This window comes from Cytobacillus horneckiae (genome assembly GCF_002835735.1).
GTDB lineage: Bacteria > Bacillota > Bacilli > Bacillales > Cytobacillaceae > Cytobacillus > Cytobacillus horneckiae.
The window spans coordinates 1-20,202 of the sequence record NZ_PISD01000037.1 but is presented as its reverse complement, the minus strand read 5'-3'; the positions used below and the strand labels follow the sequence as shown (position 1 = coordinate 20,202).

At 36.8% G+C, this 20,202-nt stretch carries 20 protein-coding genes and 2 riboswitches; of the genes, 5 read left to right on the top strand and 15 right to left on the bottom strand.

Going from position 1 to position 20,202, the window contains the following annotated elements; genetic code table 11:
- Positions 1-336: 336 nt before the first annotated feature.
- Positions 337-1,392 (bottom strand): YkvI family membrane protein, encoded by a 1,056-nt coding sequence (locus tag CWS20_RS17430; RefSeq protein ID WP_066198428.1) that lies wholly within the window; start codon positions 1,390-1,392, stop codon positions 337-339.
- 215 nt (positions 1,393-1,607) lie between these two features.
- Here CWS20_RS17430 and CWS20_RS17425 point away from each other — a divergent pair, with 215 nt between their 5' ends.
- Together CWS20_RS17425 and CWS20_RS28410 are read left to right on the top strand one after the other, a co-directional pair.
- A complete protein-coding gene (locus tag CWS20_RS17425; protein ID WP_066198430.1) occupies positions 1,608-2,351 on the top strand; it encodes a TraR/DksA C4-type zinc finger protein in 744 nt (247 codons plus the stop codon).
- Between the two features lie 369 nt (positions 2,352-2,720).
- Entirely contained in the window at positions 2,721-2,891 is a 171-nt protein-coding gene (locus CWS20_RS28410; RefSeq protein WP_162840980.1) for an SE1832 family protein, read from the top strand.
- Positions 2,892-2,955: 64 nt separating this feature from the next.
- Here CWS20_RS28410 and CWS20_RS17420 read toward each other — a convergent pair whose 3' ends face one another.
- Together CWS20_RS17420 and CWS20_RS17415 are read right to left on the bottom strand one after the other, a co-directional pair.
- Entirely contained in the window at positions 2,956-3,795 is an 840-nt protein-coding gene (locus CWS20_RS17420) for a 2OG-Fe(II) oxygenase (RefSeq protein ID WP_066198433.1), read from the bottom strand.
- 49 nt (positions 3,796-3,844) lie between these two features.
- Positions 3,845-4,531: an NAD-dependent epimerase/dehydratase family protein gene (locus CWS20_RS17415; RefSeq protein WP_083957395.1), complete on the bottom strand. Its 687-nt coding sequence runs from the start codon at positions 4,529-4,531 to the stop codon at positions 3,845-3,847.
- 174 nt (positions 4,532-4,705) lie between these two features.
- Between CWS20_RS17415 and CWS20_RS17410 the strand changes: the two genes are divergently transcribed.
- Entirely contained in the window at positions 4,706-5,530 is an 825-nt protein-coding gene (locus CWS20_RS17410) for an aldo/keto reductase (RefSeq protein WP_066198439.1), read from the top strand.
- 477 nt (positions 5,531-6,007) lie between these two features.
- Here the strand turns inward: CWS20_RS17410 and CWS20_RS17405 are convergent, their stop codons facing one another.
- Both CWS20_RS17405 and pepF read right to left on the bottom strand, forming a co-directional pair.
- Positions 6,008-7,126, bottom strand: coding sequence for an NAD(P)/FAD-dependent oxidoreductase (locus CWS20_RS17405; RefSeq protein WP_066198444.1), 1,119 nt, complete (start codon positions 7,124-7,126; stop codon positions 6,008-6,010).
- 69 nt (positions 7,127-7,195) lie between these two features.
- Positions 7,196-8,986, bottom strand: a complete 1,791-nt coding sequence (pepF, locus tag CWS20_RS17400) for an oligoendopeptidase F (RefSeq protein WP_066198447.1) — start codon at positions 8,984-8,986, stop codon at positions 7,196-7,198.
- A 209-nt stretch (positions 8,987-9,195) separates the two neighbouring features.
- Between pepF and CWS20_RS17395 the strand changes: the two genes are divergently transcribed.
- Positions 9,196-9,963 (top strand): hypothetical protein, encoded by a 768-nt coding sequence (locus CWS20_RS17395; RefSeq protein WP_066198449.1) that lies wholly within the window; start codon positions 9,196-9,198, stop codon positions 9,961-9,963.
- 27 nt (positions 9,964-9,990) lie between these two features.
- Here CWS20_RS17395 and CWS20_RS17390 read toward each other — a convergent pair whose 3' ends face one another.
- The 5 genes from CWS20_RS17390 to thiW all read right to left on the bottom strand — a co-directional run bounded on the left by CWS20_RS17390 (position 9,991) and on the right by thiW (position 13,497).
- Positions 9,991-10,617: an FMN-dependent NADH-azoreductase gene (locus CWS20_RS17390; RefSeq protein WP_066198453.1), complete on the bottom strand. Its 627-nt coding sequence runs from the start codon at positions 10,615-10,617 to the stop codon at positions 9,991-9,993.
- 141 nt (positions 10,618-10,758) lie between these two features.
- Positions 10,759-11,379 carry a thiamine phosphate synthase gene (gene thiE / locus CWS20_RS17385; protein WP_066198456.1) on the bottom strand — a complete coding sequence of 207 codons (621 nt, stop codon included), beginning with the start codon at positions 11,377-11,379 and terminating at the stop codon, positions 10,759-10,761.
- Positions 11,369-12,178, bottom strand: coding sequence for a hydroxyethylthiazole kinase (gene thiM, locus CWS20_RS17380; protein WP_066198458.1), 810 nt, complete (start codon positions 12,176-12,178; stop codon positions 11,369-11,371). Before thiM ends, thiE begins: the two co-directional genes overlap by 11 nt.
- Positions 12,179-12,197: 19 nt before the next feature.
- Positions 12,198-13,007 (bottom strand): bifunctional hydroxymethylpyrimidine kinase/phosphomethylpyrimidine kinase, encoded by an 810-nt coding sequence (gene thiD / locus CWS20_RS17375; RefSeq protein ID WP_066198461.1) that lies wholly within the window; start codon positions 13,005-13,007, stop codon positions 12,198-12,200.
- Positions 12,976-13,497 (bottom strand): energy coupling factor transporter S component ThiW, encoded by a 522-nt coding sequence (gene thiW, locus CWS20_RS17370; protein ID WP_066198463.1) that lies wholly within the window; start codon positions 13,495-13,497, stop codon positions 12,976-12,978. The genes thiD and thiW overlap by 32 nt, the downstream gene beginning before the upstream one ends.
- Positions 13,498-13,647: 150 nt before the next feature.
- A riboswitch (TPP riboswitch) is annotated at positions 13,648-13,738 on the bottom strand.
- 124 nt (positions 13,739-13,862) lie between these two features.
- A riboswitch (TPP riboswitch) is annotated at positions 13,863-13,968 on the bottom strand.
- A 146-nt stretch (positions 13,969-14,114) separates the two neighbouring features.
- Between thiW and CWS20_RS17365 the strand changes: the two genes are divergently transcribed.
- The gene (locus CWS20_RS17365) at positions 14,115-14,636 is read left to right on the top strand and encodes a shikimate kinase (RefSeq protein WP_241504214.1); all 522 of its coding nucleotides are present in this window, start codon (positions 14,115-14,117) and stop codon (positions 14,634-14,636) included.
- 148 nt (positions 14,637-14,784) lie between these two features.
- On the opposite strand, the gene CWS20_RS17360 is transcribed toward CWS20_RS17365, so the two are convergent.
- The 5 genes from CWS20_RS17360 to CWS20_RS17340 all read right to left on the bottom strand — a co-directional run bounded on the left by CWS20_RS17360 (position 14,785) and on the right by CWS20_RS17340 (position 19,805).
- The gene (locus tag CWS20_RS17360; protein ID WP_066198465.1) at positions 14,785-15,885 is read right to left on the bottom strand and encodes a branched-chain amino acid aminotransferase; all 1,101 of its coding nucleotides are present in this window, start codon (positions 15,883-15,885) and stop codon (positions 14,785-14,787) included.
- Positions 15,886-16,213: 328 nt separating this feature from the next.
- Positions 16,214-16,816 carry a response regulator transcription factor gene (locus CWS20_RS17355; RefSeq protein ID WP_066198469.1) on the bottom strand — a complete coding sequence of 201 codons (603 nt, stop codon included), beginning with the start codon at positions 16,814-16,816 and terminating at the stop codon, positions 16,214-16,216.
- Entirely contained in the window at positions 16,809-17,948 is a 1,140-nt protein-coding gene (locus tag CWS20_RS17350; RefSeq protein ID WP_066201661.1) for a sensor histidine kinase, read from the bottom strand. Before CWS20_RS17350 ends, CWS20_RS17355 begins: the two co-directional genes overlap by 8 nt.
- A gap of 108 nt (positions 17,949-18,056) precedes the next feature.
- Complete coding sequence (desA, locus tag CWS20_RS17345) at positions 18,057-19,094, bottom strand: Delta(5) desaturase DesA (protein ID WP_066198472.1); 1,038 nt, start codon at positions 19,092-19,094, stop codon at positions 18,057-18,059.
- Between the two features lie 123 nt (positions 19,095-19,217).
- Positions 19,218-19,805 (bottom strand): branched-chain amino acid aminotransferase, encoded by a 588-nt coding sequence (locus CWS20_RS17340; RefSeq protein ID WP_066198475.1) that lies wholly within the window; start codon positions 19,803-19,805, stop codon positions 19,218-19,220.
- Positions 19,806-20,202: the final 397 nt, after the last annotated feature.

Here is a 20,202-nt window from a genome sequence, read left to right as displayed (position 1 = left end):
AGTTAACACACAACTTTGCTTCTTCGATTCCTCTAAACCTAGAGGTGGGAGTCTTACTGCCCGTTAATCTGCGATAAAGTGAAACTTCAATCAGTGGGGGTTTTCTTCATCCCCCACTGATTGTTAGTTGAACCAATCGGGCTTTTACGGGCAGTTAACACCCAACTTTGCTTGTTCGATTGCACTAAAACTGAACATGAAAAAACAAACTACTCCTTTTTAACAAATGCTGTTTAATGGAAGTCAAAATGCATACAGCACAATTATGTGGACAAAACGACAATTTAACATGAATTAACTGAAAAAGACAAGGCATCGCCCTGTCTCTCATCTCCTTTACTTGTTCATTAGAGACCTGAACCTGAAAGGGGTAATGATTAATATAATAATCAATAGCATACCTAAGTATCCAAATAATGGATAGAATAAGGATACTAAGTTTGTAAAACCAAAAAAACTAACGATGAAGCCAACAATGATTGCTACTGTTACAAACCACTTAAACTTCGGCGAACGCGGTTCAAAAAACCTCGTTCCAAATGAGAAGAACATACTAACTGCTGAGTTAAATATCATAGCAAATAGGATAATTGCGTAAATTCCGCCGATGAATGGCGAAATATTCGTTGCGATTCCCAGTGAAGGCATTTCTAAATTTCCTACAGTTCCTATATTGGCAAAAATAGTTAGGTGGTTAATAATTACTAAAACGCCAACACCTAATCCCCCTAGAAATCCGCCCCAGGAAGCAATTTTTTCATCCTTTTCATTTCCAGCCATAACCAATGTCATCGATGCGCCCATGGCAGTGGCAAGTGACACATAATTAATAGCTGAGATAATCCAATTACTTGCAGCCGATGGTTTTTCTTGAGCAGCTCCTTCTAATAAACTAAATGAAGTATCCATAGTAAACACTGAATAAATAAAAAAGAATATTACCGCAATAATAAGAAAAGGTGTGAGTCCAGCAATAACTGTTACTACTTTGTCTATATCAATCATCATTGTCAAAATGACGAGCCCACTCATAATGGCTGTTCCAATAAAGTTAGGCAGCCCAAATTGCTGATTTAATATTGATCCAGATCCAGCTATCATGACAATACCTATTCCAAGTAAGATGAAAACTAGTATGTAATCAATAATTTTCCCAAGAAATCGACCGCTTATTTTATTGATCACTTCCTGATGGGAATTGGTTTGCATTCGGCTCCCTAATCTCATTAAAATCATTCCTAAATAAGAAAATAGAAAACCGGCAATGATTGCTCCGATTGTTCCCATGCGCCCAAAACTCGTAAAATATTGCAGAATTTCTTGTCCTGAAGCAAATCCTGCTCCAACAATAATACCTATAAATGCACTAGCTATAATAAATACTTTCTTCATTTTACCTCCAATAAGTGAATAAATTCCTGAAATTTTTTAATTGCAGTTAAACAATAAGAGTGAAAATTACGGGGGTGTTATCATTGATACCCTAAAAATGCGCACTTAATCATAACTAATGATAATATACAAAAAGCACTTACCCTTTTTAATCACATAAAAAAAAGCAATTTTGTTGACAATAACACCATCACCTTTAATCAAGGAGGGACAAGATGTTAAACAAACAGCAATTGACCCATTTTAAAACAATGCTGCAAACTGAATTGGAAAATACAAGCAAACAGCTTCAGCAAAATAACCATTTTGGCTTACACGAGGATGAAAGTATTTATAACTATACTGGCGAATTATCCGCATACGATAATCATCCGGCTGATACAGGAACGGAATTATTTGAACGTGAAAAGGATTTGGCCATAGACAAGCATTACAAAGACGAAGAGGTTGAAATTAAGGAAGCCTTAGCTGCTATTGATAATGGCACATATGGAAAATGCAAGGTATGTAGTTCTGAAATTCCTATAGAAAGACTGGAAGCACTTCCAACAGCTTTAACCTGTGCACAGCACAGCCCCCATCAAGTGATATCAGATTATAGACCTGTAGAGGAAGATACTCGGAACGCTGATGTTGAAGTGAATCATGACAATGAAAATGTAGGGTTTGATGAAGAGGATTCTTGGCAATCTGTTGCAAAGTGGGGTAATTCAGATGGACCTTCAGATTTTTTTGATCCTCCAGAGCATTATGACCAAATGTACCTGAATTCAAATGAAAATATTAGCTATGTAGAGGATATAGAAAACAGCATCGGTGTCGATATGGATGGAAAAAATATTCAAATTTTCCCTACAACCCAATTAAAGGAATACGAAGAAGATTTAGATGAAGAAGGAGTAATGACAACATTTGGTGATCTAAAAGAATTTGAACAGGAACCGTATGTCGAGGATTAAAAGAACAGCAAAACGAGTACCTATTGGTACTCGTTTTGCTGTTCTATGCTGCTCTACTTTTCATTTGTCGCCAGCTCGATGATCATCACAATCAAAACAAGTAATTGAATAACTACTTCAGTTTCGATGCGAATCAGCCTCCTTCACCAATAGTGAAGTTCACCCTCCGGCATTTTTTCTAAGTAAAGACTTACGCTTCCCACTACCATATATATGAGCAGCAGACAATAATATGCTCGTTCCTTTCAATTAAGAAAGATTTCCCATTCTACATTTCTATCCATTCCCCGAACAAATTGGATTAGACATTCGCTTTATTTTAATTTTTGCGCTACACTGAAGGAAAGAATGCAAAGTGTGGTGTAACGAATGAATATAAAAGAAATAGAATCTCAAATCGCCGAATTAAAAATGGATTATATGCGCCTGCAGGATGACATTGAGAAATTAGAATCCTTTGGCCGTTCAGTAGAAAAACAGGAGCAAAGAATGAAAGAAATTGAGGATGAGTTAAGGCAATTAAATTCACAAAAAAAATAACTGGAGAGCAAATTACTTTCCAGTTTTGTTTTATTTTGCAAAGCCTATTTCAGCAATATAGTCATTATAATTGATAAATGTTTTTTTGGCGAATCCATTTCGTCGCCACCCATTTTTCTCCTGCTTTAACTGGGATACTTGAGTGTAGTGACATTCGATCTACTTCTCCAAGGCTATTCCCATAATGAAAAAATACAGCAGAGCCCTTCTTAGGGACAACGGTGAGATTGGTTTTCGGAAAAATCGTTTCTCCTCCCGATTCTACGTTATTTAAATATAAAAGCATGGTTGCAACCCGCTGTCCGCCTTTTGTTTGATTTACTTTCTTTTCCGGAAAAAAGTCAAAATGGGCTTTGTATTCCTCGCCAACTTTGTATTTTAAAACTTGCAGCCCTTCCCCGTTTTCTACAGGATAAGAAGTGATTTCTGCAATTCTCTTTTCAATTCTTGAGATGACTTGATTTTCTCGTAAATTAAAATACATCCCCTTACTTGTTCTTCCTGCTGCCGCCTTTTCTGCACCAGAATTTGCATCTATCACTGTTGACGGCTGCAGCCGCTCTCCAGCCCATTCAATCAATAAATCGCATTCTTCATCTGTTAATACATTCTCCATTTGAATAATAACCGGTTTCACAATTTTTGAACGTATATATACCGTTTGATCAGAAGTATGAATCATGTTTTGCTCTTTTAATAAAGGTACTTTTTCATATTGATAGCTACTTCTGACACTTTTAACGTTCCCACTTCCAACAATTTCAAATAATGTTTCATAAGCGAATTTTGGGTCAAATCCTTTTTTTATTAAACCGCTTGCAATGGCCAATGGACTTGCACCTGTTTTTAATGCTGTGATGATCCAATCATTTAAATCATTTGAGATGGTATTTATTTTATTCAAATGTTAACATCTCCTTTTTGAAGGGTTATAGGAACAGGATATATAGAATTCAAGTCGTAATTGATTGATTTCCTCTATGATTATTTACAATTGCTGCGATTTCTTCTGATGTGTAAATTGTTACTCCATTCACCTCTTTTTCAGGGATTACAGCCATTGCTATCGCTACATTTTTTGCCTCAACGGCAAATTTATTTTTTTTATCATCGCTTAAAAATGGTGATAACAATTGATACAATTTAATGCCTGCTCTTTCACCCCTTCTTTTTTCCTGCCTCTCGCCTAATAATAAAGAAGGCCTAATAATGGATAATGATGTGAGTGATAATGTTTTGAGTTTATCTTCAAGGAGCCCTTTTATTCTTGGGTAGAACAGCTTCGAACGTGCATTTGCATTCATAGAACTAATAATAACAAAATGTTCAACCTTCTGTTTTTTTGCAAGTTTTGCCATCATATACGGATAATCTACGTCGACTTTTACCATCTCTCCCTTTGACTTCGCTTTTTTTATTGTCGTTCCTAAACAGCAGTAGACATGATTTACAGCAAAATGTGCTTCCATATTGTCCAATTGATCAAAATCGCATATCACTTCAACCAGTTTCGGGTGCTTAATTGTTAATGGCTTTCTAACTAGCGCATAGATTTTATCATAATCTTTCTGCAACAGGACTTGAAGCAATTCATTACCTACCAGGCCGGTCGAGCCTGCAATAAGGGCTGATTTTGTCATAAAATAATCCATCCTTCAAAAATTTTCTCTTTCTCCTATGATACATTGAAATGACCTATGATAAAAATAAAAAGTTTGAAAACTTTTTTTCCTAAAGTATTTTCTTTTTGAAAAAATGACTGTTTATGCCATAATGAGGCTATAAACTATAAATATTCCAAAGGAGAAATTACAATGCAATATGTAACTTTAAACAACGGTTTAAAAATGCCCCAGCTAGGATTTGGCGTTTGGCAGGTTGAAGATGGAGAAGCAACAAAGGCCGTTGCAAAAGCGATAGAAACAGGATATCGATCCATTGATACAGCGATGATTTATCAAAATGAGAATGGCGTAGGCACCGCCCTTAAACAATCAGCTGTTCCTCGCGAAGAGCTGTTTATTACGACAAAGGTATGGAATACAGATCATGGATATGAAAACACAATTCGCGCATATGAAGAAAGCTTAGAAAGACTTGGTCTTGAATATGTGGATTTGTACTTGATTCATTGGCCTACTCCAAAATATGATAATTACATTGATACATATAAAGCGTTAGAAAAGCTATATCATGATGGGAAAGTTAAAGCGATTGGCGTATGTAATTTCCATATCGAACATTTGGAAAAAATCCTTCAGGAATGTACAGTAAAACCTGTTCTAAATCAAATAGAATGCCACCCTTACCTCGCTCAAACGGAAATGAAAGAATTTTGTGCTAAGCATGATATTTTTGTTGAAGCTTGGAGTCCGCTGCAGCAAGGTGGAGAAGTACTTCAACTGGATGTCATCGCCGATATCGCAAAAGCCCATAATAAATCAGCTGCTCAAGTCGTACTTCGCTGGCATTTGCAAAATAATTCAATTGTCATTCCAAAGTCAGTTACACCATCTAGAATTGAGGAAAACTTTGATGTATTTGATTTTGAATTGAATAGCGAAGAGATGGAAAAAATCCATCAAATAAATAGAAATGAACGAAAAGGGCCAAACCCAGAAGAAATGAACGTCAGATAACCTATCTATTATATTTATACTTGAATAAGACTCAGAGTGTTGAAAAAGGCATTTGGGAATTGAAACATTCCCAAATGCCTTTTTATTTTTACATATTTTACAATCAATCCAATTATCATAATTTCCTTCTTAGGTTATACAATCTATGACCATTTTTCTCTTACCTACGCACAATTTTGGTTCCAGTTACACAATCTATGACCATTTTCCATTTTTGTTCCATCTATACAAAAAAGAAAGTATTCATTAACTATTACAATAAAAGGATTAAGCAAAAATAAAAAAGACCGAGTCCAGTACAATACAATACCGAACTCAGTCCATGATTGGATAAGTAATGGTCGACTTCAACGCCTAACGACGAAGCGGCTTGGCACTCTCCATCAGAAAATCGAGCGGCAAGCCTCTGAATATCCTTGCTTTTCTTTATGAATGAGCTTGTCTACAGTGTGGAGAATACTCATACTGTAATATGCCTTAAATATCTACAGCCTGTTCTATATCATAAAGTGATAAATCAATATCTAGCAGCTCTTTTCTAGATAATTTTGCTAGCTGCTGACCTAAAAAAGGTCCTGCTGTCAAACCTGAAGCACCTAGCCCGTTAGCTGCAAGAAGGTTGCTATGCCCAGGTATGGAACCAATTACAGGCAGAAATCCTGGTGTAAAGGGCCGAAAACCCACTTTCACTTCAGTCAAAGTACTATGGTGAAGACCAGGAGCGACCATTAATGCTTTATCAAGAATTTCATGTATTCCCCCGGCAGTCACTCTTGTGTCAAAATCATGTTCATCCTCATGAGTAGCGCCAACAACAACTTTTCCTTTTTCAAATGTAAGTATGTATTGATTATTTGGAGGCTGTACAACCGGCCATTCTCCTGTTTCAGTCTCAGGAAGATGAAGATGAGCAATTTGTGCCTTCTGTGCGGTAACCTTAAATTTTACTCCTAGCGGTTCAAATAATTCATTCGCCCACACTCCGGCTGTTACTATCACTTTGTCAGCTTTATAAAGTTCACCGTTCACCTTTGCTCCGACGATCTTACCATCGCTCACTGCTATGATTGCTTCACCATAAATTAAAATGGCACCATGCTTTTCAGCAGCTTGCAAAAGAGCAGTCCTCAGCCTTTTTCCATTGACACGGGCTGCACCGCTTACTTTTACTGACTGAAACTCAGCAGCAAGCGGAGGAAATAATTGTTTTGTTTCATTATTGGAGAGTTTTTCAACCTCTTCGATTTCAGGGGCTGCTTTCCTTCTTTCAATTGCTCTGTCTTTAAGTTTTTCGAGCTTTTCCTCATCTGTATGTATACTTATTGCACCGACCTTTTTATACCCTGTATCGATGTCTACATCATTTTCTAACAATGGAATAAGCTCTTTATAATATTTAGCACCATTTTTTGCAAGTGAATACCATGCTTTATTCCTTCTTTGCGAAATCCATGGGCAAACGATTCCCGCAGCAGCTTCTGTTGCCTGTCCAGGATCTTGCCTATCGATAATAATCACGTTATCACCCGTACGAGCCAGATGATAAGCAGTAGATGCACCAAGGATCCCTGCGCCAATAATAATATGGGTGTTCATCATTTTCTCCTTTATACTGGATATTTAGAAAGAGAGACGACACTAGTTCGTCTCCCATCAGTTTAATCGTTATGATAATTGAGAGAACTCCTCAACTAATTCTTTAAATTGTTTTAAAGCATTCTCAATTGGTTCAGGTTTAGTTAGGTCCACTCCTGTTTTTTTGAGCAAATTAAGCGGATAATCCACACTGCCGCTTTTTAGGAAATCAATATAGGTTGCGAGTACCTCTTGGTCCCCATTGTAAATACTAGTTGCCAATTGAATGGCAGAAGCATAGCCAGTGGCATATTTATACACATAAAATGGACGATAAAAATGCGGGATGCGAGACCAGCCGTATTTCACTTCTTCATCAAAGACTAAATCATCTCCGTGATATTCTTTGAAGAGCTGCTCATAGACTTCATTAAATGCTTCAACGTTTAGCGTTTTTCCTTGTTCTGCAAGTTCATGCGTCTTTTTTTCAAACTCTGCAAACATAACCTGCGTAAAGAAGGTTCCTTTAAACTGATCAATAAAATGATTGAGCAAATGTTTGCGGACGTTTGTATCTGCTTCTTTATCCAATAAATATTTAATGAGTAACACTTCATTCACAGTGGAAGCCACTTCTGCGACAAAAATACTATAGTGTGCCGTGATTTGCGGCTGGTGCTGAGAGCTGAGCTTACTATGGACGCCATGGCCGCATTCATGAGCTAAAGTAAATAAGCTATCTAAATCATCTCGATGGTTCAGCAATATATATGGATGAACGCCGTACACACCCATATTATAAGCTCCGGACCTCTTGCCTTTTGTCTCCCTTACATCTATATAACGCGACGTTTTAAATTCACGTAAAACATCTATATATTCGCTTCCAAGCGGACTCAAAGCTGTGCACATTGTTTCAAAAGCTTCATCATACGAAATCTTCAAGTCTACTCCTTTAACTAGGGGAGCGTTTAAATCATATTGACGCAATTCCTCAAGACCTAATTTTTCTTTTCTTAATTTCGTATATTGATGAAGCGGCTCAATATTTTTCTTTGTCGATAAAATTAAGTTTTCGTATACTTTCTTAGGTACCTCATCGCCGAATAATGACTTTTCTAATGCAGATGGGTATTGTCTAATTCTAGAAGTGGTCACATTATTTTTGATTGCTGCCGATAAAGTAGATGCAATGGTATTCTTTAACTGAATATAAGGCTTATAATATGCTTTATATGCTTCCTTTCTTTTGTCGCGGTTTTCATGCTCAATCAGCTTTGCATACATGCCGCGCGTAAGCTCAACCTTTTTCCCATTTTCATCCGTCACTTCTCCAAATGTAATATCGGCATTATTAATCATATTATATGTATTGGATGGAGCTGAAAGAGATTCACCTAATTGAGACAATAGCCCCTCCTGCTCTTTCGACAGAACATGCGGCTTATATTTAAATGATTCAAGTAAATCTTCTTCAAAGTATTTTAAGCCTTCCTCTTCCTGTAAATAGCTTTTTAATGTTTTCTCCTCGAGACTCAATAAAAATGGCATAAAAAATGAAGTGGCCGCACTTACTTTGACACTTAATTGTTTTGACTGATCGAGCAATGATTGTGCACGATTATCACGTGTATCCACATCCGCCTGAAGCATTGCAAAGGCGTAGACCTTGCCAAACATAAAGGATAATTCTTCCTGTCTTTTCAAAAAGTTGAATAATGAGCGCCCATCGTGAATTTCCCCATCGAATGCTTTTAATTCCGCAGAAATCCTTTCTATTTCCTTATAATCAGCTTCCCATAATGATTCATTTTCATAAATATCATGAACATTCCATTGTTCATTTATTGGTATCTCTTCACGTGTTTGATAGGTTGTCATAGCAAACTCCTTTTATTTTCATTTTTTCTCTATATAAGTTAATATTACTAAATATATTCTATATATCAATTCTTAAACCTTTTCCTCAAGGATATTTAAGAAAATCTTGAGCGCTCAATTTTATTTGTGGCAACCAGCATAGAACATTTACTTTCATCCATTTATTAAGTTAAAATTTTATAAGATCTAGTTTTAAAGGAGGAATCGTTATGGCAGTCACATTACCACATATTGAAGACGCAAATCAAACAAATTATCTTCCCCCTAAAGGCGAGTTTGAAATATTTGAAAGTGATGAACATTATTTTCAAAAATTAAAAGAATGGGGTTTACCTGCTAGAAAAGAATTTTGGTTTAAACAAAAAACACACCAGCGTTCAGTACATATCATCGGGTATGAAGTATATGGAGCGGCAAATGATATGAATACAATCGTGATTAAGTTTCAGGATGGAAATAAAAGCTGCATACATCCTGCCTACCTTAAAGAAATGCAATCTGGCAGTTTCGGAAAAGAAGCCTTTATTGCTGCAGGCGAGCCTGATGTAGCTGAGGTAAAAGAATTAGTACAAGAAAAGACGGCAAAAGCTGCTACGGCAAAAGCGTCGGCAAAAAAACCTGCTAAGAAAAAAGAATCGCCAGTAAAAATTGAGCTGCCAACAGAAAAGGTACACTTTAGCGCAGTCGTTAAACAAATGGCATTAAGCTGGAATCATTTTGCTGAAGATAATGATGAGGTGGTTGTTCTCGAAGATGTCGTCATTGAAGGTGAGCAACCTGTTTCCATCGGCCTCGCTTGGTGCTCCCATTCGAAAACGTTAAAGAAACATGAGCTGGCTAAGGGTGAACGGTTATCATTTGACGGAAAGATTGTTAAGAAAAAATTGCCTCAAGGAAAAGATGTTGATGAAGAATATTTATTAACTGAACCAGTACAATATAAAATAAATAACCCGTCAAAAATAACAAAAAGCTAAAGGAAAAATCCCTTTAGCTTTTCTATATTAAAATTGAGCTGCTGCTTTTGCAGTTCTTTCTAAGCCAGCTTCAATAATTTCTTGCGTGCGGTCTGGATATTGGTTATGCCCTTCAATAACGACCTCTTCTGGGTTTGTAATGCCCCAAAGGCCAATGATTGCTTTAACAAGATTTACTGCCATTTCTGACGCTTTCATGTGATCTAATGAATAATCAGATCCTCTTGCATTTAGAAGCATCACCTTTTTGTCTCCTGCAAATCCAACTGGACCTTCAGCAGTGTATTTAAACATTTTACCAGCTTGTGCTAAGTATGAAACATAGCTGATTAAAGGTGCTGGTACTGTAGAATTCCAAAGAGGGAAAGCAAAAACAATTTTATCAGCATCAAAGAATTGTTTTAAATACTTATCAACTAAGTTAGCGCCCTTTTCCTCAGCTGGAGTTAATTCTAAGCCTTGGTTGCTTTTGAATACACCCATAATCGCATCATTACCGTAGTAAGGCATATTCTCGTTGAAAAGATTTAATTCTGCAATTTCATCTGCTGGATTTGCTTCCTTATATGATTGTAAAAATGCGTGATACATTTTTACGCTAACGCCAGCCTCAACAGGGCGATCACTAGCATTTACAAATAAAACTTTAGCCATTTTGACAAGACCTCCGAAGTTAATATATGAGTATCGAAATATATTAAAATAAAATATCTCGAACAAAGAGTAATTTTAGTATAGTTTTTTTATCCTGTCAACGTATTAAAACTAATGTTAATAATTACAAGCATATTTTCACTACGATTGATGCCATTCTTTAACTAGATTTGCTGCAGCTTCTTGAGGATTTTCTGCTCGCATAATTGCCGATACAACAGATACGCCTGCTAGCCCTTTATTTTTTAATTGTCCGATATTTTCCTGCTGTATACCGCCAATCGCAACTGCGGGAATTTCCAGATTTGACATAATTTCAGCAAGAGCGCCTTCAGAGAGCATTTCCGCATCATTTTTAGAACTTGTAGGGAATACAGAACCGATACCAACATAGTCCGCACCATCCCTCTCCGCTCTTTTTGCTTCCTCCAGTGTAGATACGGAAACGCCAACAATCATCTCATTATTTACGATAGATTTGACTGCTGTTAATGGCATATCGTCCTGCCCGACATGAATCCCCGCTGCTCCAACAGCTAATGCTATGTCAATCCGATCATTTATTATCAAAGGAATGCGAAGCGGTACCAAAAAGTCATTTAATGCTTTTGCTTTTTCAAAAAAGCTTTTCCCACTGCTCGCTTTTTCTCTAAGTTGGACTAGTGAGACGCCGCCTTTAATCGCTTGATCCACAATGCTTAATAATTCTTCTAATGGCACTGACTCTTCGGTGACTAAATAAAGATTGTAATTAGGCTTCATTAAGGTTCACTCCTTCGATCCATGTTGCTGCATTCATTTTGCTGATTTCATCCATTAATTTAATGCGGAATGTTCCCATTCCTTCGCTATCACTCAGTTTTTGACCTGCCAACTCCCCGGCAAGACTCATTGTGGCCATCCCTGCAATCGCAGCATAATACCAGTCATCCGCAACAGCTGCAAACGAGGCAATGAGTGAGGCGGTCATACAACCTGTACCAGTAACGCGTGTGAGTAATACATCGCCATTGTCTATTTGTACAATTGAGTTTTCGTTAGCAATCACATCTAATCGTCCGCTAATAACGATAATTGCATTAAAATGTTGTGCGGCTTCCTTAGCTAAATCTATCGCTGTCATATCAATCTCACCAGTATCTACTCCACGTGTTTTTGCACGTTTTCCCATCAATGAGTACACCTCAGATGCATTCCCTCTTATTATAGATACTTGAATGGTTTGGATAAATTCGACTGCTTTTTCTGTCCGATATTTCGTCGCACCGACACCAACAGGATCAAAAATGACCGGAATGCCCTTGTGATTAGCTGCTTTTGCAGCAATCACCATCGCCTCAAACATTTGGTCATTGATTGTGCCAAAATTAATAACGAGAGCATCTGACTGACTTGCCATTTCGTCTGCTTCAGCCATTGTTGCTGCCATAACCGGTGAGCCGCCAATAGCTAATGTGGCGTTGGCACAATCATTGATTGTAACATTATTGGTGATATGGTGAATTAAAGGTGTTTCTTCTTGCAGTTTTAAAAAAAGCTTTTGTATTAGCTGATTATTCATTTCTATCCCTCCGATGTTGCTAGCGCTTTATCGTTAAACCTGCTTTGTCGTACAACTCATAAAAATGATGTGTCGGTCCATGCCCATTACCTAGCGATAAGCTGTTCTCTATAGCGATAAGGATATACTTTTTCGCCTCCCTTACTGCATCGAGCATAGATTTTCCTTTTGCCAGGTTAGCAGCAATCGCTGAAGATAATGTACAGCCAGTGCCATGTGTATTCTTCGTATGAATCCTTTTCCCTGGAATCCAATGAAAGTTTTCTCCATCATAGAACAGATCTTCAGGTTCTCCCTCGAGATGACCGCCTTTTAAAAGTACAGCTCCTACACCCATCGCGCCTATTTTTATACAAGCTTTCTCCATATCTTCACGCGTTTGAATGACCATATTGGCCAGCACTTCTGCTTCAGGGATATTAGGCGTAATAATAGTGGCAAGCGGCAGCATTTTATTGATTAACGCTTCTACTGCCTGCTCTTTTAACAGATGATGACCGCCTTTTGATACCATGACAGGATCAAGGACAACATGTTCAGGCTGATATCGTTCTAATTCTGACGCAACAGCCTCAACAGTCTCTGCGGACGAGAGCATGCCGATTTTAACTGCATCCACATTAATATCATCAAATACAGCAGAAATTTGGTCTTTAATAATCGCTATATCGATGTCTTGCACTGAGCGGACCTCCACAGTGTTCTGTGCTGTTATTGCTGTTATTGCTGACATTCCAAATACACCGTTTGCTGCAAATGCTTTTAAATCTGCCTGAATTCCCGCTCCGCCGCCGGAATCAGAGCCTGCTATTGTTAGTGCTGTTTTCATGTATATATCCTCCTAATGCATGATTTTTAATTAATACTTTTAGAAATAAATACCCGAGAGCAGCTCCAGTAAACGAGCTGATAATAAACGCTGGCAAGAACCCGAATAATGTGGCATCCTGACCTAAAAGAAGCGTTGCAATTGGATACGTCGCTATCGCTCCTAATATACCTGTACCAATGACTTCCCCTGATGCTGCCCAGCCGATTTTTCTTGTTCTTTGATAAAGGACAGCAGCCAAGAAGGCACCGATCATGCTTCCAGGATATGCAAAAACACTTCCTGTTCCGAGCATATTTCTCAATGTTGAAGAGAGAAATGCCTGCAACACAGCATACCAAGGTCCAAGTAAAACAGCCGATAACACATTGGCTAAATGTTGGATAGGAAATATTTTTGCAAATCCAACAGGTATAAATATCATGCTGCTCGAAATAGTAGTGATAGCTGCAATAACAGCAGTTATCGTCATTTTTCTCGTTTTATTCATCTTTCTTCCTCCCTTCGACGATGTATGTATTTTTTGTCAGCTCTGTCTTAATTAATTTCTCCTCTCACAAATTGGATGATTGTCCTGTTGCCGTTACATACAAATAAAAGCGGTTTTCTAATAGAAAAGCGGTTTTGCAATACTTATAATATGTATTGAAAAACGCTTCCCTACGCTAGTTTTAACTAGATCAGGTTCAAAGGGTAATATCTCAGCCGCAAAGGCACCCCCAGCAAAATATATTAAGTGTAACCTCCACCATTGGGTGGTACTTTGATCCCCCAATGATGGTTAGTTAAATAACTCGGGAATTTATTGTCCGTTAAAAATCCTCACTTCAATAGAAGTGAGGATGCAATTGACAATCATCAACATGCTCACTTCCCTACGCCGGTATCACCGGATCAGGTTCAAAGGGTTTTGAAATACCATTCAATCTCAGTCTTCTCTAAGACACCCCTAGTGTTTAACTTGTAAAATCATCATAACATGATTTATTTACTATGAAAATTAAAAAACATTAAATCTAATGAAATATGCTTTTTTACAAAAATAAAGAATGATAATATTATTCTTATAATCAACTAAATCTAGCGATAGAAAGAGGAAAATAACAAGTGAATAATACTGATAAAAGCATTGTTTTGATAGGTTTCATGGGGGTCGGCAAGACATCTATTGGTAAATATCTTGCTGAGGTGCTTAACTGGGAATTTATCGATACAGACGAAATAATAGAAAATGATTTTAACATGCCCACTTCTTCAATTTTTAAAGAATTTGGTGAAAATGCCTTTAGAGAAAAGGAGAAAGAGGTGATTGAACAGATCTCAATGAAACAGCATAAAATCATTTCTGTCGGTGGCGGAGCCTTTTTGCAAAAAGCAAATAGAGAAGCATGTTTAAATAGATGCCGCGTTGTATTGCTCGAACTTTCATGGCTAGCATGGCAGGAACGATATCCATTAATTATTGATACAAGACCGGTCCTCCAGAAGCGGACAATGAACGAAATTCAAGATTTGTATAATGAAAGAAAAGAAATATACGCAGAACACCACTACAGGATTACTATCGATGGACTAACAATCGAGCAAGCATCAGAGAAAATATTAATAACCATAAACGATGGAAACTAACTGGAATTACCGTTTTGGCCTTTTTACACATGATGGGTACTACTTTTCCATTCGCTCTTTCACTGATAACACGCTGATTCCGCCAATTCAAGGACAAAAAATGGCAAGCGGCTCGTGATTGATCACGAGCCGCTTGCCATCTTATTTCTTAAATAGCTGATGTAACAGCCTTTTCTTCATCTACTTTTACAATCCAGCCGAATTTATCTTCCAACTTTCCTTTTTGAATTCCCGTTAAAGTATCATACAATTTTCTAGAGATTTCTCCTGTCTCACCGTTATTAATAACAAGTTTTTCATCGTTCCAGAAAAATTCGCCAATTGGTGAAATAACTGCAGCAGTACCGGTGCCGAATGCTTCTTCTAATTGACCATTTTTATGGGCTTCATAAATTTCGTCAATAGATACTTTGCGTTCAGATAACGGGATTTCCCAATGCTTAATTAACTCGATTACAGAGTTCCTAGTTACCCCTTCTAAAATGCTGCCATTCAACTCAGGCGTAACGATTTCTCCATTAATTTTGAAGAAAATGTTCATGCTGCCAACTTCTTCTACATATTTATTTTCTTTTCCGTCTAGCCAAAGCACTTGTGAATAGCCTGATTTTTCAGCTACTTCCTGCGCTTTTAAACTTGATGCGTAGTTTCCTCCTGTTTTTGCATTACCTGTTCCGCCTTTTACCGCACGAACATATTCACTTTGAACTGCAATTTTAACAGGGTTAATACCTTCTTTATAATAGGCGCCAACAGGCGACATGATAATAATAAATTGATATTGATGAGAGGCAGCAACACCTAAATAAGGTTCAGTTGAGATAATGAATGGTCTGATATAAAGTGATGTGCCTTCTTCATTGGGCACCCAATCATGATCAACTGAAATTAGCTGTCTTAACGCCTGCACAGCTAGCTCCTCGTCAATGGCAGGAATGCATAATCTATTGTTGGATCGATTCAATCTTTCCATATTTTTGTAAGGTCTGAACATGAGCACTTCCTGATCTTCAGTTAAATATGCTTTAAGTCCTTCAAAAACACTTTGGCCATAATGGAACACCATTGCAGATGGGTCTAATTGCAGCGGTTGATACGGAATAATTCGCGGATCATGCCAGCCCCTTCCCTCTGTGTAGTCCATCACAAACATATGATCTGTGAAATTTCTTCCAAACACTAATTGATCAAATGCTGGTTTCTGTTTTTTTGTTGAACTAAGGTTGATTTCAAATTGATAATCATTCATTTTTACTCATTCTCCCTGTCTAAGATCATTTTAAGTGCTATTAATCATCTTACGTTTTCTCTTGCCGGTGTAAATTGCACCTTGCCCCCAGAGCCTTAGGATGATTCTAATTGCGTTCAATGTAACCTTTACTTTAGGACTCTAGACCACTTTAACGCGTAGAATTAATATAACATCCCCTTAATAAAGTACATTGATTGTTTAAAATATTATGAACCTTATTTTGGCTATTGTCAACACAGTTTCCAGAAAAATGATAAAAATTATTTAAAGTGTAATTTTAAACGAAAAAGTGACTAACGTATTTTATCGTTTAGTCACTTTTTGCTTATTTTTGAAACCATCCTTTTTGTTTTGACTGTGTGATGGCCTCTATTCTATTTGTTACTTCAAGTTTATCTAAAATCGCTGAAATATAATTTCTTACTGTTCCTGTTTTAATATTTAATTCTTGTGCAATTTCTTTCGTACTTCTTCCTTCGGCAATGAGTTCTAAAACTTCCCTCTCTCGGTCAGTTAAAGGGTTTTCTTCCCTATACACATCATCCATTAGTTCTGGTGCATAGATTCTTTTTCCGGCCATTACACTGCGAATGCAGCTTGCCAAATCCTCGCTCGGACTATCCTTAAGCAAATAGCCTTGTACACCTGCTTTTAATGCCCGTTGAAAATAACCTGACCTAGCAAAAGTAGTTAAAATAATAACTTTACTGTTAAGTGGTTTGATTTCCTCTGCAGCTTCAAGACCGCTTTTTTCTGGCATTTCTATATCCATGATAGTAATATCCGGCTGCAGCTTTTGTACAAGAGATACCGCTTCATTACCATTTGCAGCCTGGCCGACTACCTCCATGTCATCCTCTAAATTGAGCAGAGATCCTAAAGCACCAAGCATCATTCGCTGATCTTCAGCAATGACAATTTTAATCATGCTTTTCTCCTCCTTCCTCTTGTTTTATGACTAATGGAACTGAAACTGTGATGATTGTGCCGTGACTATTTTCAATTTCAAGCGTTCCATTTACAAAATCAAGCCTTTCCTTCATTCCTTGCAAACCGTTTCCTTTTAATATATCTATATCTTTTGCAATGCCAATGCCGTTATCCTCGATCTTAATAGAGATTTCTTTTGTTTTTTGCTCAATCGAAATTTTACATACTGTCGCCTTGCTATGCTTAACAACATTTGTCACTGCTTCCTTTAGACACATACTTAAAATATTTTCTATAAAAATAGATGTATAAGAGCCCTTAATATTTTCTTCAATCACAAATTCTATTTGAGCAGCCTGCAGAATTTGCTTTACGCGAATTATTTCTTCTCTTAGGCGTATCCCCTTCATTTGAGAGACCATTTTTCGTACTTCGTTTAATGCTGTACGTGCCGTTTGCTGTACATCTTTTAATTCATCTCTTGCTTTCTCCGGATCTTTATATACCAGCTTCCGCGCTAAATCGCTTTTCAACCCAATAAGTGATAGCTTTTGGCCAAGAGTATCATGTAAATCGCGGGCAATTCTTTGCCTTTCCTCTTGTTTTACTAAATCTGCAATTCTTTGGTTGGCAAATTCCAGCTGTGCTTCAAGCTGCTCTTGTTTTTTCCGATTATAAATATTGAATGGCAGCAAGATCACACTAATTAATATAATGATAACAAAGGGGAGCTGAGTTAGAAATAATTCATCTTTTATTACAAAGTTATAGTTGATTCCCGCTGTTGTTCCAACAAGATGTATAATATACACAATAAAAAAGGTGACCCTGTTTTTTATGTTTCCATTATAGTAGGCAATAAAGAAAGCAAAATAAACATATTTGAAAAGAATCAACATAGTCATTGATATAGCAATTAAAATGGCTGTCCACATGTAAACCGGCCATTTTTTAGATAGAAATGCAAATCTAAAGGTGACAAAAAACAAAACAGTTAAAATGATGCCGATGATAATTTCAATTGTTGCAGACGACTGGAAGATAAAATAATAAGGCAATATCGTAAAGATAATCCAAATATAAGGTGCAATGCCAGAGCTTTTCAGTTTATGTAATGAATATGTTTTCATAAAAATACCTCTTGAAAGATTTGAATCAGTGCTAACAAAATAAATAAAATGCAAAAATAAAGATAACTCCTTTGCCATCATAACACAAAGGAGTTTAGAAGTTATATTTTACTTCGGTGATACAGTTAAATTGTTTTTATTTTTATTTTCAGCTATTTTTTCTTTTATCGCTCTATAGCCGACAAATACTTTTTTATCTTCATCCCATAGACGGAATTTTAAAGATTGAAGGCTAGTTTTTAACGTAATCGTTGGTACGTTTTGAAGAGGTTCGCTACTTTCATGTGCCGCTTCAAGCTGATAATTAGGCACTCTTGGACTTAAGTGGTGTACGTGATGATACCCAATATTGCCTGTTAACCATTGCAGCACTTTTGGCAGTTTATAAAAAGAACTTCCTTCTACAGCAGCACTAACATATTCCCAGTCTTTGTCTGCTTCGAAATAGGAATCTTCAAACGTGTGCTGAACATAAAATAGCCAAATGCCCGCAGCACCAGAAATCAGAAAAATTGGACCTTGCACGAGTAGAAATGCTTCCCAGCCAACTAGGAAACACATGCCTGTATATAGTGCAACAATTGAAATATTCGTAATATACGTATTCATTCTTTCATTCATTTTTGCATTTTTTCTATTAAAACGGTTCTTTATTAAGAAAGTGTAAATTGGCCCTATGCCGAACATAACAAGCGGATTGCGATAAATTCTATATGCAAGCTTTGTAAAGAAAGGTGCGGCAACATATTCATTAACCGTTAAAAGCCATATATCACCAGTGCCACGCTTGTCCAAGTTACTGCTGGTAGCATGGTGAACGGAATGGTCGTGGGCCCACGCATTATATGGAAAAATCGTCATAATCCCCGATATTGTTCCGATTATTTTATTTGCTTTGCGGTTTTTAAAGAATGAATTGTGACAGCAATCATGAAAGATAATGAAGATTCTAATTAAAAAGCCCGCTGCAAAAATCGAGATGAACACGGTCAATAGATAAGAAACATTTAAGCTTAAATAAGCTAAATACCATAATGCAAAAAACGGAATAAATGTATTAATTAGTTGTAAGATACTCTTTTTAGTGTTTGAGGTTTCATATGGAGACATTTGTTTTTTTAGTGTTTTAAGGCGCTCTTTAGTCATATATCTATTCCTTTCAATAGGTTTAAATATATAATAATCCCAGCTGACGCAAGTTTGTAGACATAGGTGTCATAGAGCAACCATGATAAATGTCATGGTTGCTCTTAAGACCTGGTGTTAACATCAGCTTTCAACCGTTTCAATCAGACCAAATAAAATTTGATAAATAAGCTGATATGCTTCTCCGATAGACATCTCTTCATAAAACCCATCAATATGATTGAAGGTAAAGTTAATTTCCCAAATGCCATCTTTTTGATTAAACATTGGACTAAATCTTGCATCTTCGCCATGCATTTTTTCTGCAAAATAAGATTTTATTTTAGCTTCATGTTTCTTTTGCTTTTTTAATCCAATTAGAACATCATAAGTTTTAAATAGATCATCCACCTCAAATGAAACGGATTCAATATCAATTTTTCCAAACCACTCGGACTCCATATACATAAATTCATTCATGTGATCTTTAAAATATGTAATCGGATTTTCTAGAAAGGATGATGTCTCTTCACCAAGAAACTCCTCTGTTTCCTTATCTCCGCGCTCGATATAGGCATTTAGAAAACGTTTATTTCCATCTTCCTCTATTAGTTCAATGGATTGGTCAATTATTTGATTTTTAATCGCATAGTTTAATTCTTCCTTAAAAATAACTGCTTTATCACCATTTATTTCATTTTTAATATATGCTGGAATTGTTTCCTTTAACATTTTGCACACCTCATTTAGTTTTCAAAAAATTTAGTAAAAAAACCTCTGCTTTCATCGATGGCTCGTTCTAATAATGAATGGTTTTTATGTAAATAGCAAGGTTCTAGCTGGATTTTTTTGCACATTCTGTTCTAGCTTTTTGGTTCCAGTTTCTCAATCTATAACCATTTTCTGCTTCCCTGCAACCAGTTTTGGTTGCAGCTTCACTATCTATGACCGTTTTGACCTCCCTTGCATCCTTTTTGGGTTCCAGCTTCACTATCTATAACCGTTTTCCACTTCCCTGCAACCAGTTTTGGTTGCAGCTTCACTATCTATGACCGTTTTGACCTTCCCTGCAACCATTTTTGGTTCCAGTTTCTCAATCTATGACCGTTTTTGACCTTCCCTGCAACCA

Excerpts from the sequence above, each read along its gene's own strand:
- CWS20_RS17415 (WP_083957395.1), bottom strand. The coding sequence starts at position 4,531 with ATGACAAAATCAGCCCTTATTGCAGGCTCGACCGGCCTGGTAGGTAAT.
- CWS20_RS28410 (WP_162840980.1), top strand. The coding sequence starts at position 2,721 with ATGAATATAAAAGAAATAGAATCTCAAATCGCCGAATTAAAAATGGAT.
- desA (WP_066198472.1), bottom strand. The coding sequence starts at position 19,094 with ATGACTAAAGAGCGCCTTAAAACACTAAAAAAACAAATGTCTCCATAT.
- thiW (WP_066198463.1), bottom strand. The coding sequence starts at position 13,497 with ATGAATAAAACGAGAAAAATGACGATAACTGCTGTTATTGCAGCTATC.
- CWS20_RS17340 (WP_066198475.1), bottom strand. The coding sequence starts at position 19,805 with ATGTTAAAGGAAACAATTCCAGCATATATTAAAAATGAAATAAATGGT.
- CWS20_RS17430 (WP_066198428.1), bottom strand. The coding sequence starts at position 1,392 with ATGAAGAAAGTATTTATTATAGCTAGTGCATTTATAGGTATTATTGTT.
- CWS20_RS17350 (WP_066201661.1), bottom strand. The coding sequence starts at position 17,948 with ATGAAAACATATTCATTACATAAACTGAAAAGCTCTGGCATTGCACCT.
- CWS20_RS17355 (WP_066198469.1), bottom strand. The coding sequence starts at position 16,816 with ATGATTAAAATTGTCATTGCTGAAGATCAGCGAATGATGCTTGGTGCT.
- CWS20_RS17395 (WP_066198449.1), top strand. The coding sequence starts at position 9,196 with ATGGCAGTCACATTACCACATATTGAAGACGCAAATCAAACAAATTAT.
- thiD (WP_066198461.1), bottom strand. The coding sequence starts at position 13,007 with ATGAAAACAGCACTAACAATAGCAGGCTCTGATTCCGGCGGCGGAGCG.
- CWS20_RS17360 (WP_066198465.1), bottom strand. The coding sequence starts at position 15,885 with ATGAATGATTATCAATTTGAAATCAACCTTAGTTCAACAAAAAAACAG.
- CWS20_RS17405 (WP_066198444.1), bottom strand. The coding sequence starts at position 7,126 with ATGAACACCCATATTATTATTGGCGCAGGGATCCTTGGTGCATCTACT.
- CWS20_RS17410 (WP_066198439.1), top strand. The coding sequence starts at position 4,706 with ATGCAATATGTAACTTTAAACAACGGTTTAAAAATGCCCCAGCTAGGA.
- thiE (WP_066198456.1), bottom strand. The coding sequence starts at position 11,379 with ATGAAGCCTAATTACAATCTTTATTTAGTCACCGAAGAGTCAGTGCCA.
- thiM (WP_066198458.1), bottom strand. The coding sequence starts at position 12,178 with ATGAATAATCAGCTAATACAAAAGCTTTTTTTAAAACTGCAAGAAGAA.
- CWS20_RS17425 (WP_066198430.1), top strand. The coding sequence starts at position 1,608 with ATGTTAAACAAACAGCAATTGACCCATTTTAAAACAATGCTGCAAACT.
- CWS20_RS17390 (WP_066198453.1), bottom strand. The coding sequence starts at position 10,617 with ATGGCTAAAGTTTTATTTGTAAATGCTAGTGATCGCCCTGTTGAGGCT.
- pepF (WP_066198447.1), bottom strand. The coding sequence starts at position 8,986 with ATGACAACCTATCAAACACGTGAAGAGATACCAATAAATGAACAATGG.